Origin of the sequence: Haloarcula sp. Atlit-120R, assembly GCF_003665885.1 — an archaeon.
Lineage (GTDB): Archaea > Halobacteriota > Halobacteria > Halobacteriales > Haloarculaceae > Haloarcula > Haloarcula taiwanensis.
Map to the genome: position 1 here is coordinate 586,241 of NZ_QPLN01000001.1, position 14,895 is coordinate 601,135.

At 64.0% G+C, this 14,895-nt stretch carries 15 protein-coding genes; 6 read left to right on the top strand and 9 right to left on the bottom strand.

Translation table 11 applies throughout. The annotated features are described in order from the left end of the window. Nucleotide 1 precedes the first annotated feature (1 nt). From DVK01_RS03055 to DVK01_RS03085, 7 genes are read right to left on the bottom strand one after another with little or no spacing between them, the layout of a single operon-like run. Entirely contained in the window at nucleotides 2-535 is a 534-nt protein-coding gene (locus tag DVK01_RS03055; protein ID WP_121535347.1) for a hypothetical protein, read from the bottom strand. Then, nucleotides 532-936, bottom strand: a complete 405-nt coding sequence (locus DVK01_RS03060) for a hypothetical protein (RefSeq protein ID WP_101350838.1) — start codon at nucleotides 934-936, stop codon at nucleotides 532-534. The genes DVK01_RS03055 and DVK01_RS03060 overlap by 4 nt, the downstream gene beginning before the upstream one ends. Continuing rightward, on the bottom strand, nucleotides 929-1,633 hold the full coding sequence (locus DVK01_RS03065; protein ID WP_121535349.1) for a hypothetical protein: 705 nt from the start codon (nucleotides 1,631-1,633) through the stop codon (nucleotides 929-931). The genes DVK01_RS03060 and DVK01_RS03065 overlap by 8 nt, the downstream gene beginning before the upstream one ends. Then, nucleotides 1,630-2,076, bottom strand: coding sequence for a hypothetical protein (locus DVK01_RS03070; RefSeq protein WP_101350840.1), 447 nt, complete (start codon nucleotides 2,074-2,076; stop codon nucleotides 1,630-1,632). Before DVK01_RS03070 ends, DVK01_RS03065 begins: the two co-directional genes overlap by 4 nt. Then, nucleotides 2,069-2,794 carry a type IV pilin gene (locus tag DVK01_RS03075; RefSeq protein ID WP_101350841.1) on the bottom strand — a complete coding sequence of 242 codons (726 nt, stop codon included), beginning with the start codon at nucleotides 2,792-2,794 and terminating at the stop codon, nucleotides 2,069-2,071. Before DVK01_RS03075 ends, DVK01_RS03070 begins: the two co-directional genes overlap by 8 nt. Next, complete coding sequence (locus DVK01_RS03080) at nucleotides 2,791-4,683, bottom strand: type II secretion system F family protein (protein ID WP_121535351.1); 1,893 nt, start codon at nucleotides 4,681-4,683, stop codon at nucleotides 2,791-2,793. Before DVK01_RS03080 ends, DVK01_RS03075 begins: the two co-directional genes overlap by 4 nt. Then, the gene (locus tag DVK01_RS03085; protein ID WP_121535353.1) at nucleotides 4,673-6,910 is read right to left on the bottom strand and encodes a type II/IV secretion system ATPase subunit; all 2,238 of its coding nucleotides are present in this window, start codon (nucleotides 6,908-6,910) and stop codon (nucleotides 4,673-4,675) included. Before DVK01_RS03085 ends, DVK01_RS03080 begins: the two co-directional genes overlap by 11 nt. Nucleotides 6,911-7,197: 287 nt before the next feature. Here DVK01_RS03085 and DVK01_RS03090 point away from each other — a divergent pair, with 287 nt between their 5' ends. The 5 genes from DVK01_RS03090 to DVK01_RS03110 all read left to right on the top strand — a co-directional run bounded on the left by DVK01_RS03090 (nucleotide 7,198) and on the right by DVK01_RS03110 (nucleotide 11,841). Next, nucleotides 7,198-7,812 carry a hypothetical protein gene (locus tag DVK01_RS03090; protein WP_233562746.1) on the top strand — a complete coding sequence of 205 codons (615 nt, stop codon included), beginning with the start codon at nucleotides 7,198-7,200 and terminating at the stop codon, nucleotides 7,810-7,812. 86 nt (nucleotides 7,813-7,898) lie between these two features. Beyond that, nucleotides 7,899-8,576 carry a helix-turn-helix domain-containing protein gene (locus DVK01_RS03095; protein WP_121535355.1) on the top strand — a complete coding sequence of 226 codons (678 nt, stop codon included), beginning with the start codon at nucleotides 7,899-7,901 and terminating at the stop codon, nucleotides 8,574-8,576. A gap of 96 nt (nucleotides 8,577-8,672) precedes the next feature. Next, nucleotides 8,673-9,446 (top strand): SDR family oxidoreductase, encoded by a 774-nt coding sequence (locus DVK01_RS03100; RefSeq protein ID WP_121535357.1) that lies wholly within the window; start codon nucleotides 8,673-8,675, stop codon nucleotides 9,444-9,446. Between the two features lie 237 nt (nucleotides 9,447-9,683). Then, entirely contained in the window at nucleotides 9,684-10,904 is a 1,221-nt protein-coding gene (locus DVK01_RS03105; protein WP_121535359.1) for an FAD-dependent oxidoreductase, read from the top strand. A gap of 85 nt (nucleotides 10,905-10,989) precedes the next feature. Further along, nucleotides 10,990-11,841 (top strand): translation initiation factor eIF-2B, encoded by an 852-nt coding sequence (locus DVK01_RS03110; RefSeq protein WP_101350847.1) that lies wholly within the window; start codon nucleotides 10,990-10,992, stop codon nucleotides 11,839-11,841. Nucleotides 11,842-11,847: 6 nt separating this feature from the next. Here the strand turns inward: DVK01_RS03110 and malQ are convergent, their stop codons facing one another. Next, a complete protein-coding gene (malQ, locus tag DVK01_RS03115) occupies nucleotides 11,848-13,338 on the bottom strand; it encodes a 4-alpha-glucanotransferase (RefSeq protein WP_121535361.1) in 1,491 nt (496 codons plus the stop codon). A gap of 142 nt (nucleotides 13,339-13,480) precedes the next feature. On the opposite strand from malQ, the gene DVK01_RS03120 reads away from it, so the two are divergent. Then, a complete protein-coding gene (locus DVK01_RS03120) occupies nucleotides 13,481-14,536 on the top strand; it encodes a glycosyltransferase family 4 protein (protein WP_101350849.1) in 1,056 nt (351 codons plus the stop codon). A 10-nt stretch (nucleotides 14,537-14,546) separates the two neighbouring features. Here DVK01_RS03120 and DVK01_RS03125 read toward each other — a convergent pair whose 3' ends face one another. Further along, nucleotides 14,547-14,876 (bottom strand): hypothetical protein, encoded by a 330-nt coding sequence (locus tag DVK01_RS03125; RefSeq protein ID WP_101350850.1) that lies wholly within the window; start codon nucleotides 14,874-14,876, stop codon nucleotides 14,547-14,549. Between the last annotated feature and the right edge of the window lie 19 nt (nucleotides 14,877-14,895).

Genomic DNA, 14,895 nt, shown 5'->3' on the forward strand with positions numbered 1-14,895 from the left:
CTCACCGGGAGGACTTCCCACTGGTTTCCAAGACCACGGTGACGGTGGTTTCGCCACGCTCGGTTGTTGTCGTCACATCGAAGCTGACGGCGAGAACATGTGTGCGACCCACGCGGTCCTGCCCGACGACGCCGCGGTCGGCGGTACAGTCCCCGAACTGGCGGGCCGGTCCCGACGGACAGTTTTCGTCTTTCCACTGCTGTGCGGCAGTACCGTTGTAGGTTATATTGTAATGGACACCGTCCTCAATGCGGGATGTCTGGAGGCGGTCAAGCCGAGGACCCAGTCCGGTTCGAACGGCCGTCACCGCCGACTCGTTCGCGGTCCAGGCGTATTGGCTCGGGATGGACGTGCTCTCAGTTGCCACGGCTCGCTCAAGGACTCGAAGCGCGTCAGCAGACGGGTCGTCATCGTAGTCGGCCGTCGCCCGAACGTCATCGTGATAGCTCAGTTGGAGCGAGGCGAGCACAATTGGGACGAGCGCTACGGCGATGACCGTGGCCGCAACGAGCACGAGCTGTCCGCGCCGGGTCACGCGTACCACACGGTGATCCGGACACTCCCGTGTCCCGTCGGCACAGTTGCAGTCCCGGTGCTGACGCCCTGAGGCGTCGGTGTTCCGACCGCACCGTGCGGTGTTTCGACCCGGAAGAGGACGTTGTCGGGCAGGATGCGTGTGACCCGGTTCGAAAGCGCGCTCCGTTCGCGGTCGAACGCAGTCGGACTAGACACGACCTCCTGCAGTCGCGTCGCACCGCCGTGTCGCGGCGGGTCAGTAGCAAGAATGGCCGCCGTGTCCGAAGCGTACGCATCAAGTTGCGGCCCCTGTCGGTCCGGCGCTGGCGTCCCCAGGGCGAACCCGAGCGCGACGCTGAGAATCAACACTGTGCCGAGGGCAACTTCCACGAGCGACAGCGGCAGTTGCGCTCTAGACATCGACGGTCACCACCAGCGTCTCTTTCGTCGACCGCGGGGCGTCGTACTCTATGGTCACGTTGCCTGGTTCGAGCTGGCCGGCCCGCTGGAAGCGCAGCGCCGTCGTCTCGTAGGGCACCAGCGGGACCGCGTAGCTGCCGTCCAGCCCGCTCCGGTTGTGCAGGACGACCCGGTCGTTAGCGCGGACCGTCCAGACAGTCGTGCCCGCCGGCGGGTCGATAGTTACGGTGGCCTGTGCGCTCCGGCGAGGGAGCGTCACCGCGTCGGTCGTCGCCAAGTCGGGTGAGAGTGTCCGTGGTTCCCGAGACTCGACCACGACGAGACGGGTGATTTGTGTCCCGCTGTAAACTGTGCCACTGCGTACGATTTCCTCGTCAGCCAACTCGACGCTGACCGCATACTCACTGGCCGGCGGTGCGCTCCGCTCCAGCGCCGCCTGGTCGAAGTCGTCTACCCGAGATTGATTGAGGACGTTGCTCCGGGCGGCCAGCGGCCCGTCCACCGCGACGAGTCGGTCAGCAATTGCGGCAGCGACCCGTCGCTCGTCGGGGGTCCTATCCGCACCGGTAATCGCGGTATCGGCCATCGCGACACCCAGACCAGTGACAACAGTCAGGAGCACGAGCGCGATACCAAGCGCTGGGAGCGACGTCTGGGCACGCATGGTGGCGTCAGAACGATGGTTCGACACGGTCATCGCTCCGCCTCCAGTGTCACCGTCACGCTCCCCGTGGTTCCAGAGACAACGACCACAGTCGGACTGCCCGCCTGCCATTCACCTTCGAGGGTATCGACTCTGTCGGGCAACACCGGCTGTGCTCGGCCGCCGATTTCGGGGTTAGGATGGTCGAGGACGAGAGTATCTCCATCAGTCCGAATACTGTATCCTGCCCCATCGATAGTCTTCGGGAGCGATACCCGAACAGTCGCCGAGACGGCCCGGGCCTCCGGCGGAATGGCCTGCTCGACGCGGGCCGTCGCTTCGGCGAGCGTTCGATCGCCGAGTTCCGCCCCGACGGCGGATTGATACGCCGGGACAGTGCCGCCGTACAGCGTGGTCGTCACTACTCCGATGTACAGCAGCACAATCCCCATGCTCAGCAGTTTCTCGACGACCGTGCTGAGCGCGCGATTATCCATGGCTCACCTCCGTCCGCATATCGTGACGGACAAGATACAGCGTCCGGCGGCCTGGGAACGTCGCTACGACGCTCTGGACGCCATCGCCGTCGATGTCCCTGACTCGCGTGGTTGCACCGACACGCTGGAAGTAGTCGGTGAACGGCCGTGGAGTCGCCGTCTCGATAGCCACGCTGTAGTTGTCAGGCGGGAGTTGTTCGCGTTCGTGGCTGACGTTCTGGCGGATACCAGCGGACACACCGCCGGTGCCAGACACCGTGCCACCGCTGGCGTTGACAATCGGTGCGCCGACGATGACCGCTGTGTCGTCCCGCGTCGCCGTCACCGGCGGGTCCGTTTCGAGCCACGCGTTCCCCGCGGTCCCGCGAACAACACTCCCGGCGAGAAAACGGACACGGTCGTCGCCGGAATCGTAGATCACTGCGTCGACGGGGACCGTTCGCTGGACGCCGGAGTCGTTGCGGACTCGGAGCTCTCGTTCGACTGTAGTCAGCCGCCCTTCAGTAAACCGAACACGGGCCGTCTGGTGGCCCGTCTGCTCCACTGGTCGGAACGACGTTTCGAACATGTTAGCGACGCGGGCCTCGTTGGCGGTTGCGGTGTGGCCGTCGACGACAGTCCCGACGACGGCCGTCAGCCCACCGAGCGCGACGACGGTCAGCCCCAGCAGCAACACCACGCCGACAACGTGTGACTGGGCGTCGGTATCGCGCTTCAAATCAGACCAGCCCCCGCGAAGACAACGTATGCGACGAGCACCAGCCCCGAGGAGTGCAACAGCGCTTCGTAGGCGCCGCGGCTCGCCGTGCCGGCGAACCAACCACAGGCCAGCATCGTCGCCTGCGTGACGACGTAGAACCGGTGTTGCTCCCGGACGGGTTTGATCGCGCTCGGGTCGAAGGCGATGTTCGCACCGCCAGAGACCGACGACAGTTGTGCGAAGCTATCGAGGACGTAGACGTTGACAGCGACGGTAATGCCGATGACGAGCAGCGCCGTCGTCCAACCGACCGCAACGTAGACGAGCAGGGCTGATCGGATGGATTTCCGCAGATGGTAGAGTTGACCGATCTCTGTCTGGAGCGTCTCGAACACGTCCTCCGCATCGCTTCCCGTATCCAGCGCACCGACGACCAGCCCGATGGTCTGTTCGGCCATCGGCGTACCGACGCGATCGACGAAGTGGTCCAGCGCCGCGGCCCGGCGGTCGGCCGCGGCGTCGCCGGGGCTATCACCCAGCGACAGTGTGAACGCGAGCGACTGGACATCGCTGGCGAGCGCGCCGAGTTCCACGTCGTCGGCGACACGTCGGACCGCCTCTGGGAACGGGCGGCCCAGCGCGACGTGGCCGGCGACGGCGTGAACAAAGTCCTGTATCTCCCGGTCCTTCGCGTCGTCCGCTCTGGCCCGACGGACCGTTACCAAACCGACGGGGACGCCGACGGTGGTATACGAAAGGAGCGCGACGTTGACCGGACGGTAGCCCAGTGACCAGAGACCCGCGGCGACGACCACGCCCAACGGCACGCAGGCGAGGAGTGCACTTGCTGGGTTCGAGGGAATCGTCATGAGGATTGCGACAGGGCCATCCGGCAGGCCATAGCTCGGAGCGGCCGTGTTCCGCGGACGGAGCGTCGTAACGACAAACGCCGCCAGCAACCCGGCAGCCATCACGAACGCCGCGCTCCCGTAGACGACGATCGCGCGAACGGTCGTTTCGCCCAGCGGCGTCGCAACAGGCTCGGAGAGGCCGGGCGCGAGAATACCCATCACAGTGACGATGAGCACCACGAGCGCAGGCAACACCAGCAACACTACGAACAGTTCCGCGAGCAGTTCGAGATAACCAGTCGCCCGCTCGTGTTGTCGACTCTGCTCGTGCGAGAGCAAGCGCCCCTCCATCTCCAGATATCCCTCCAGCGCCTCGGCGCTCTGATTCGCATGTTCGCGGAATTTGAGCAGAAACGGGGCCAGCAGGTCTCGCGAAGGTGTCTCGCTGGCGACCCGCTCAATACCAGTGTCGAGACTCCCGGTGAGGATGCCTTGGTTAAGCGCACGTCGGAAGGCGACCGCTGTCTCGCCGTAGGCGTCCTGTTCGGCAACGGCGCGGAGCATCTCTCGCCGGTCGTGGGTTCCGGACGCGAGGACTCTGAGGTATCGGACGGCGCCGGGGAGCGTGGCTGCGATGTCCGCACGCCGCGCGTTTGCGACCCACGAGAGATACCGGTTGCCGGCGACGAACACGCCCCGTTTGAGCGTGAGGCCAGCGACCGCTCCGAGGATAGTGGCCACGAGAAGCCGAGGGACTTCTGGTAGCGCCAGCCGGTTGATGACCGGGAGGCTCTGCTGGAGCACCGCGACGAACGAATCGAAAGTCCCCGGCGGCACGAGCATCGCTACCGTGGCGGTGCCGATAACGCCCACAACGAGTGCCAGCCACGAGAGTCCGTACACCCTGGCAACGTAGACGCCGAAGCCAGCACTTGGATAGGCGGCCCGGTAGCGGTCACGCGTGCTTGCGTGGCTGTCATCCTCGGCGTGGTGGGCGAACAGGGCGTACAGACCCCGGTCGAGCAAACCGAGTGTCTCGCCGCCCTCAGTCGTCACCCGTACCGACCTCCAGGTGCGGATTGTTTGGGGTACCAGTCTGTCGCCGCAGTCGCTCGACGGTCGCTGCCTCGTTCGTCTCTAGGTCGGCTAGCACGCTGAACAGGTCGTCGAAGTCAGTCAGGCCCTCCTGAACGAGGTACTGGACGTACCGGTGACGACGGTGAAACGCGTCCTCGACGGCTGAGACCGGTTTGTCACGGAGGTCCGAGAGCCGGTCGAAGATACCAGTGTCGACCTGCCGCCGGTCATCGCCGAATTGCGGGTGGTCATAGCCGAATTCGAAGGTCCCGTCGGGCCGCCGCCAGCAGACGCTGTTCCAGTGGATTGTCGTCCCGTCCTTGTGTATCGTCCCACTCCGGTCGTTCCCACCTTCGGCGACGGACGGGTCGTCAACGAACTCGACGACGTCACCGACGTAGCGCTCCCCATCGACGTGCCGAGGGAATACGACGAGATCTATCTCTTCGAGCAGATAGGTCGGCACGCCCTTCTCGATAACGCGGTTGACCAGCGACTCAATGTCGTCAGCGTGGGTCGTCCCGATAACGCCGTGACCTGTGTTGAGCGTCTCAGCGAAGGTCTCGAACGACGCGGCCGTGTTGATTTCGGCGATGACCTCGACATCTGGGTTCAGATAATTGCACTGTGTCATCAGATCGGCCATCGTCACGCGGCGGTGGTCCCGCTCGTGGTCCCGAGTGGTGAGCGAAACGCCTGTCTCGTGGGGAATCCGGACCTCACGCGACCCTTCGTCGATACTGATGGGGCGGTCCCGATACGGGATAAAGGGCATATGGGCGTTCATGAGGGTCGTTTTGCCGGCCCCGGTTGGCCCCGAGAAGAGGACGACGCCGTGGGATTCATACAGGAGCCACAGCAGCGCGACCAGTTCCGTCGGCAGCGAATCACGCTGGACCAGATCGACCGGGGTCATCGCATCGCCCGACTGTTTTCGAATAGAGATGTGGGGACCGCCTTCGCTGATAGTCGGCAGAGCCACGGCACAGCGGATGGTGTCGTCGGTGTCGTGGAGACCGTCCCCATCAGGGTCGATATTGACTTTCGCGCTCGGATTCGAGGCGTTGAGTTCAACACCGTCATCAGCGGCCAACTGCGTGACGACGTTGACGAAGGCCGCCTCGGAGTCGAAGGCGAGATTGGTCGGTACCCGGCCGTCGTGGCCGAGATCGGCGCGTGGGAGGACCTTCACGCGCTCGTCGACCCGGTTGGCCTCGATATCCTCCAGCGTATGGTCCCGGATGGGAACGGTGAGCTTGCCGTAGCCGACGAGGTCCCGAAGCACGTAGTACAGCAGGTCGTCGAGGCGGTCGTCGGCGAACCGGTGGTCGACCGGCGGCACGGCGAGGTCGAGTTCGGCCAGCGCCGACCGCAGCCGGTAGCGGGCGGCGTCGACCCACTCGGTCGTGTTGCGGACGGTTAGCTGCCGGGCCAAGAGCGAGCGGGCACGCTCCCGCACGAACTCGACACGGTCCTGAACGACGCCGTCGACGCCGGTCTCCCAGACGCGCTCCTTGCACACCTCGATGAGTTGTTCGTCGCCGGGGAGCAGGTCCGGCTCTCTAACCGCGTACTTCGTCGTGAACGGGTCCGCGCCGAGGAGGTGCTCGCGATAGACGACGACAGGAATCTCGAACCCTTGGAATCGGACAGTGTGGCGCTCGACACGCTCGCTCGCGAACCGATTGAGATACGCCGGGTCCGCTCCGAGGTCGGTCTCGGCCGGGGCGTAATCATCGGTATGGACGACGACACCGTCGTCAGTCACGTCAGCGACGTCGATACGGGAATCCAGCGCGTACGGAGTCAGCTCGTCGAAACACGCCAGCGACGAGAGCGCGTGGTACTCGATTCGGCGACGACTTGCTGGGGACGCGTCGATCAATCGGTCGATGACCCGGCGGTGTTTCGCATCGAACCCTCCGTTCATTCGCTCTACCGCCCCCTCACGCGTCCGTGGCCGCTCGATATTCGCACCTGCGAAGTGCGCCTCGACAGTCGACAGTGCGTCAGCTTCTGACGCTGAGAGCACGGGATCACGGACGTCGTACCGGAACCCATTTGCTCCCCGTCGAACGGTCACGACGACGCCCGGATACACCTCGTCTTGCTCACGAACGTCCGGCGCGTACCAGGCGTCGGCGTCATCCGGTGGCGTCGGTGCGGGGACCTCCGGCGCGGTCTCCGCGGCAGCCTGTGCGGTCATACGCAGTTTTAGCCCAGCTATTGTACTTAAACTTGTAGACTTGCTTTTTCGGAATTTAATTAAAATATAAAGGCTAGAAAAGAGTATATGAGGGGTAGCGGAGATCCGAGGAGAGTGGTTTCTCAACATTACATAATCTCGACAGGGTAGGGCCGTCTGATACTGTCGAATAATCGTTGGTGTTGGGTGATAGACGCAGTCTTGCAGGCGTGCTGTCGATTTGAATGTGTATTTTCGTGATATGCACCAGAATTATCATAACCGTGCCCACGGATCAGGTCATTTGTATGAAACAAACGCAGCCGGCACCGAACGGTGAGAGCACAGAGTCGACAACCGCCACACGACGACGGATACTCAAAGGCACACTTGGTGCGGGGGCGACCGCAGCAGCGGTTCCGAGCCTGAGCGGCGTCGCGGCGGCCCATTTCCCGGTCGAGATCGCAATCGAGATTCAGCCCGAGAACGCGGAGAACTTCATCGACCTATCGGACCACGAAGCCGTCACCGTCGCGGTCAAGCAGTCGGAGTTTATCAACAGCGATGGAGACAGTGAGACGTTCGATCCCACTGAGCGGGCTGTGCGCTATCGGTTCGGCTCGCGTCTCGCACTGGAAGACGGCGGGGGTGCTCGACCCATCGATGATGGCGAGATCACGGAACCAGAAGACGAGGCTACGGACGACCAGTCGTCGCTCGTTCTCACGTTCCCGGTCGATGAGATGGGGCTCGACGGCGGAGAGGAGACAGCGTGGTTGTACTGGGAGCGGGACGAATCCGGGCACCACGGCTACGCCGGCTTCGATTCCGTGCGGGTATACCGCGGATACTCCAGTGGGAGCGGCCTGATCGAACAGCTACGACAGTTGCTGGGAGGTGAGGCGGCATCCAGTTCTGACTGAGGGCCTGTGAACCCGGAGCAGTGCTGGCAGCGCGTGCCTGTACTCGCGATGCTGGCGACTATATACGTCGAATCCGATGGGACGCTATGGCTATCGTTGCTGAAATCCTCCTCGCCGACGAAACCCTTCCGCTGGTCGGCGTGGCGGACTCGGTTCCGAGCGGCGAACTTTCGATTTCGAACGCCGTCGGCCTCGAAGACGGAAAGCTGCTGCTGACGGTTAGCGTCGACGCTGACTCCCGCGACGCGTTTGAACGAGAACTGGACGCCCAGCCACAGATCACTGATGCGGCGGAGATTGGACAGACGGCCAACGGCTGGTTCTACAAGATTGTCGTCGACAACGCGTCGAGTCTTGTTGCATCTCACGACCCGGCGGAGTTCGAGGGCGTTGCGATGGACGCGACGGTCACCGGCGAGGGGATACGTGAACAGAAGGTGTTCTCCGACTACGACGCGTTCAGTGCGCTACAGGACCGGTGTGCGGTCAACGACATCCCGCTCGAACTGCTGAACATCGCTTCAGACCCCGAGAACCCCGGCGAGCGCGACCAGTTTGGACTCACTGACAGGCAGTATCGAGCGATATCCGTCGCCCTCTCTGCGGGGTATTACGATTCGCCACGTCGGTGCTCGACGGCGGAACTCGCCGACAAACTCGATGTGTCAGCCGCCGCGGCGTCTGATCTCTTGCGCCGAGCCGAAAAACAGCTCATCAGTTCGACGGTCGGCCCCGACCAGTTCCGGAACGCGCTCACGCAGTAGCCGTTCCCCTGTTCGACCGCACCGCCCCTGTCGCCACATAAACGGGCTTATCAGTAAGCGAAGCACGCTCGTGGCCGTCGCACCTACGGGACGACGATGACAGATAAATCTGAGACAGACGACCAGAACACACAGCGACTTGCAGGCGACGTTGCGATTGTCACCGGGGCTTCATCGGGAATCGGTGAGGCAACTGCCGAGGCGCTCGCTGATGCGGGCGCGAGTGTCGCACTCGCCGCTCGACGCGCTGACGAACTGGAAGCGCTCGCGGACCGGATCGAGTCATCCGGTGGGGAGGCGCTTGTTGTACCGACGGACGTTACCGAGGAAGACGACATCGACTCGCTGGTCGAGGCGACGACCGACGAGTACGGTCGCATCGACATCCTCGTCAACAACGCCGGCGTGATGCTGCTCGAACCGCTGGAACGGGCAGACCGGGCGAACCTCAGGCAGATGGTCGAGGTGAACCTGCTCGGGCTGATGAACCTCACCCACGCGGTGCTCCCGGTCATGCAAGAGCAGGAAAGCGGCCACATCGTCAACGTCTCCTCCGTCGCGGGACGCCGTGCGTCGGCCGATTCGAGCGGCTACAACGCGACGAAGTTCGGGGTGAACGCGTTCACTGAGGCAGTCCGGCAGGAAGTGACGACACAGGGCATCCGGACGACGGTTATCGAACCGGGTGCCGTCGATACGGAACTCGCGACACACGTCCCGGACGAGCAGGTGCTTGAGCGGTTCGCGGAGATGGATCTTCCGATGCTCCACCCCGACGATATCGCTCGCGGCATCGTGTACGCGACGAGCCAGCCCGCCCGCGTGGACGTGAACGAACTCCTGATCAGGCCGACCGGCCAGGATATCTGAGACGGCCACCGCACTTGTCGAACGATGTCGCGACGGTCGGATCGAAACGCCGCCTCCGGTGTAGTTGACACACGCAGTACTGGCCGCCGAAGCCAGCTGTCAGGTGCTAACTGACCGCACTACCACATCGCGTTCGTTGCCGTCGTCTGTGCGATTTCCGCGTGCTGAAACGGGACGTACAGTCGCCGAAACGCCCGGTGTCGGAGGAACCTTACGTCGCCCTCCCTAACCACACACATGGCAATTGAGACGGATGTCCTCGTCGTCGGTGGTGGCGCGACCGGCGCTGGCGTCGCTCGTGACCTCGCACTCCGTGGCGTCGACGTGACGCTCGTCGAGCGCAACGGGCTGACAAGCGGTACCTCCGGGCGCTCGCACGGACTGTTACACAGCGGAGCCCGCTACGCCGAGGCCGACCGGGTCGGTGCCGAGGAGTGCATCGCCGAAAACCGGATACTCAAGGAGATCGCCGGAGCCTGCATCCGTGACACCGGCGGGTTGTTCGTCCAGCTCGCCGCGGACGACCCCGACTACTTCGAGGCCAAGCGGGCGGCCTGTGCGGAGGTCGGTATCCCCGTCGAGACGCTGGACGCCGATGCGGCCCGCGAGCGAGTGCCTGACCTCGCGCCCGACGTTGAGCGCGCGTTCGAAGTCCCGGACGCCGTCATTTATCCGTCGCGGCTCGTCGCCGCAAACGCCGCAGACGCGCGCGACCACGGTGCAACGATACACCCACACGCACCCGTCGAAGACGTCCTCGTCGAGAACGGGCACGTGGTCGGCGTGCAGGTCGGCGGGACAGCCGACGACAGTATCGAGGCCGACTACGTCGTCAATGCGACCGGGGCCTGGGCTGGCGAGTTTGCCGCGATGGCCGGCCTCAACGTCGAGATGCAACCGACGCGAGGGGTGATGGTCTCAGTCGAGTACGACGCCCTCGGGCCGGTACTCAACCGCTGTCGGGACCCCGACGACGGCGACATCGTCGTGCCACACGAGAACGAGGCCGTCCTCGGAACGACGAGCGTGCCCGTCCGCGACCCGGACGAGTACGAGACGGAGCAGTGGGAGATCGAGGAGAGCATCGAAGAGTGTGCGGCGATGCTGCCGCCAGTTGCAGACGCACCCGAGGTCCGGACCTGGTGGGGCGTCCGACCGCTGTACGCGCCAGACGAGGCGGAGCGCGGCCGCGGTATCTCGCGGGGCTTCTTCCTGCTCGACCATGCCGACGACGGCGTCGACAACATGGCGAGTATCGTCGGCGGCAAGCTGACCACCTATCGGCAGATGGCCGAGGTGACCGCCGACCGCGTCTGTGACAACCTCGGCGTTGACGCTGCCTGTCGGACTGCGGACCAGACGCTCCCGGGCGTCGACGACCCGAAACAACTGGACGCGCTCGTGGCCGAGTTCGACGGTCAGGGCCCGACTGACCAAGACGTGGTCGGGTCGACGTAACCGTCCATCATGCCCTGATTCAAACCGGAAGCGAGGGGTGTCAGCCGACTGTACCGTTATAAGGGTGGCAGCCGCACGTGCACTCATGATAAACGAGACCGTGCGGCAGATCAAGGAGATGGAGACACAGAGCTCCTCGATTGCCGCCGTGAAAGCTGCCAACGCGCTCCGGGAACTGACAGACCGCGAGTGCCACACGGTCGAGGACTTTCTCCGTGTCGTCGAGCGCAACAGCAGCGCACTCCAGCGGGCGAACCGCTCGCATGCACCGCTGTACACGACACAGCAACGCATCGTGACGGATCTGAAAGACGCCGACCTCGACTCGGTCCCGGCGGCCAAGGAACGACTGCGTGACACAATCGACGATGTCGTCACGGAAATCGAGACCAGCAAGGACCGTGCGGCAGAACGGGCGGCGACGCTCATCGACGACGGCGACGTGCTGGTGACACACGAGAACTCCTCGACAGTGATGGCGACGCTCATGACAGCGCTGGACGACGGCAAGGAGTTCCACCTGTACGCGGGCGAGTCCCGGCCGCATTTCCTGGGCCGTCGAACCGCCCGTCAGCTGGCCGACCGGGACGGGGCCGACGTGACGCTTATCGTCGACGGTGCGACGGGCCACTACCTCTCGGAGGCCGACCGCGTCTTCGTCGGCATGAACTGCCTCATCGACGACGTGGTGTACAACCGTATCGGGACGTTGCCGCTGGCCGCGACGGCCAACGAGCTTGACGTTCCCGTGACCGTCGTCGGGACATCGTCGAAGTTCATCGGGAGCGGCTTCAGCTTCCGGAACACGTTCCGGCAGGGGTCGGACGTGATGCTCGAACCGCCGGAGGGGTTCGATATCGGCAATCCGGGCTACGACGCGACGCCGACCCGCCTGCTCGATACGGTCGTCACTGAAGACGGTATCCTGCAGTTCTGAAGCTGTTCAACGGATCGTCCTGTCGGTGACCCTGCGAAGTCGCTCAGCAACATCAGCGTCGAGCGCCGCATCGGTCACCCGCCACTGCCAGTTCCCGGTTGCCGTGCCGGGGACGTTGAATCGGGCGTCACTACCGAGACCGAGCAGGTCCTGCATGGTCGTCATCGCGACAACCGCGTTCGAGTTCCACACCGCCTCGATGAGATCCCAGTTGATTTCGTCTCCATCAGTGCCGAGGTTGTAGTGGAGGCAGTCGCGCTGGCGGTCGGAAAGCCCGCGGTAGTAGCCGACGATAGTGTCGGTGTCGTGGGTCGACGTGTAGCCGACGGCCGACTCCGGGTAGTGCATCGGCTGGTACATATGCCCCTCCTCGCACCAGTCGGCGTACTGCGGCACGCGCATCCCGGGGAAGCCGAACTGGTCCCGGAGCGCGACGATGCTCTCGTCGAGAAAGCCCAGGTCCTCGACGAAAAACGGGAGTTCGCCGAGTCGGTCTCTGACCGTCTCGAAGAAGTGCGCCCCGGGGCCGTCGCGCCACTGGCCGGCGGCCGGGTCGTCCGCCTCGGCCGGAATCGACCAGAACTCGTCGAAGCCTTTGAAGTGGTCGATGCGGGCGATGTCGACAAGGTCGAACAGCCGCTCGAACCGGTCAACCCACCAGCCGTAGTCGTTCGCACGGAGTGTCTCCCAGTCGTACACCGGGTTCCCCCACCGCTGGCCGTCGTCGCCCGGGTTCGGCGGGACGCCGGCCACCTCCGCGGGGTAGTGGTCGTCGTCGAGTCGGAACACCTCGGGATATGCCCAGACATCCGCCGAGTCGAGGCCCACGTAGATGGGGAGGTCGCCAACCAGACCGATGTCCCGCTCGGCCGCGTACTCGGCCAGCGCCTCCCACTGGCTGTCGAAGCACCACTGAACGAACTTGTGGTAGCGGATGTCGTCGGCCAGTTCCTCCTGATATCGCTCCATGGCCGCTGGCTCGCGCGTTCTGATGTCGTCCGGCCAGTCCATCCAGCCGGCATCGTCGAACTCGGTTTTCAGCGCCGTAAACAGCGCATAGTCGTCGACCCAGCCGGCCTCGCGGTCACAGAACTCGGCGAAAGCGTTCCGGTCGGCTTCGGCCGCGCTCTCGTCGAAGTTCTCGTAGGCGGTCCGGAGCCGGCGCTCCGTAAACTCGGTCACGCGGTCGTAGTTGACCTGCTGTTGCGAGAAGTCACCCGGCGGTTCGACCTCGTCCGCGGTGAGATAGCCGCGGTCGACGAGGTCACGGAGGTCGATGAGCAGCGGGTTGCCGGCGAAGGCGGACGACGACTGGTACGGGGAGTTCCCGTGGATGCTCGCCGTGGGACCGAGGGGGCAGAACTGCCACAGCGACTGGTCCGCCCGGTCGAGGAAGTCGACGAACGCCCGCGCGCCGGAACCGAGGTCACCGATACCGTGTGGCCCCGGGAGCGACGTCAGATGGAGAAACACGCCACTCTGCCGTTCGAATTGCATACGCACCTGTTGCCCTGACAGGCATTTCAATGGGCGGGGTTGTTGACTGCCAGCGTGTCTGCTTACAGACGCGGAAACGGGGCGCACGCAAACATATATATTGTATCCATTTGATGCTATGACGAGAGAGTCAGTTACAGAGATGCCACCGAACGTTCTGATGCTTGGCTGGGGGTTCCCACCCAACATCACCGGCGGGCTTGATACCGCTATCGGGGAGCTGTTCGAACAGCTCGAACCGAGAGACGACATCGAGTTCGAGCTGGTGTTGCCCGCGGAGTACGCGCCGCCGGACCGCGACGGCATCCACGGCGTGCCGACAGGCAGCGGCGACATCATCACCCGTATTGGCCGGCTAGCTGGAGAGTTCGCCGACGAAGCGGCCGACGCGGACATCATCCACACGAACGACTGGTTCGGTTACAATCCCGGGTCGCGGGCCAAATCGGCCCACGATGTCGAGTGGATCTCGACGTTCCACTCGCTGTCAGCGGACCGTAACGTGACGCCGCCACAGCGGGAAGTCGAGACGGAACAGCGGGTCGCGAACCGAACGGACCACCTACTCGCGGTGAGTAAGTTCACGCAACGCCGGATCCGTGAGCAGTACGACGCCGACTCGACAGTCATCTACAACGGGTTCTCGTCGGTAGAGCCGACGGGCCGGGACATCAAGGCGGAACTCGGTATCGACGGGAAGATGCTGTTTTTCGTCGGGCGACACACCGACCAGAAGGGGCTGTCGTACCTGCTGTACGCGCTCTCGAAGCTCGGCCGGGACGACGTGAGCCTCGTACTCGGCGGCTCAGGGCACCTCACCGAACAGCTCGAACGGTTCGCGGAGCTACTGGGAATCGAAGACCGTGTCTACTTCCCGGGGTATCTCCCACAGTCAGAGCTCGGGGACTACTACAACAGCGCGGACCTGTTCGTCTCACCGTCACTTGCAGAGCCGTTCGGAATCACCATCGTCGAAGCGCTGTCGGTCGGGACGCGCGTCGTCGCCTGCGAGAGCGGAGCCGCAGAGCTCCTCAACGAGGACTGTGTCATCGAGGTCGAACCCGATTCGGACTCCATCGCCGAGGGGATCGAACACGCCCTATCGCTGTCGACGCCCATCGAGTACGACGTCCGAACCTGGGGCGAAGTCGCTGACGAACACGTCGAGTTCTACCACGAGGTTCTAAACGAGGCCTGACCGGCCGCGCTCACCGGAGAAAGCGAACGTCCGTGACCGGTTCCGGGTGGACGATCAGGTAGCCGTCGGCGGTCGGCTCCAACCCTGTCACGGACGTTGTGTCCGTTTGCGTCCGGTACGGACTATCGGCGGTCCCGTCAGCCGACTGGTAGGGACTGTCGTACGGTGTCTGCCTGTCCTCCGGGGGGCGGTCGAAATCCTCCGGCGGCAGGTATATTTTTTCGCCCGATTTCGAGCGGACCACGACGGCCGTGTCGCGGTCGCCCGAGACGTCGATTCTGGTCCGGCCATCGTCGATTGTCATCTCAAACGAGACTGGCTCCGTTTCTGTTTGTGCCATGTTATCAGATAGCTCGCCT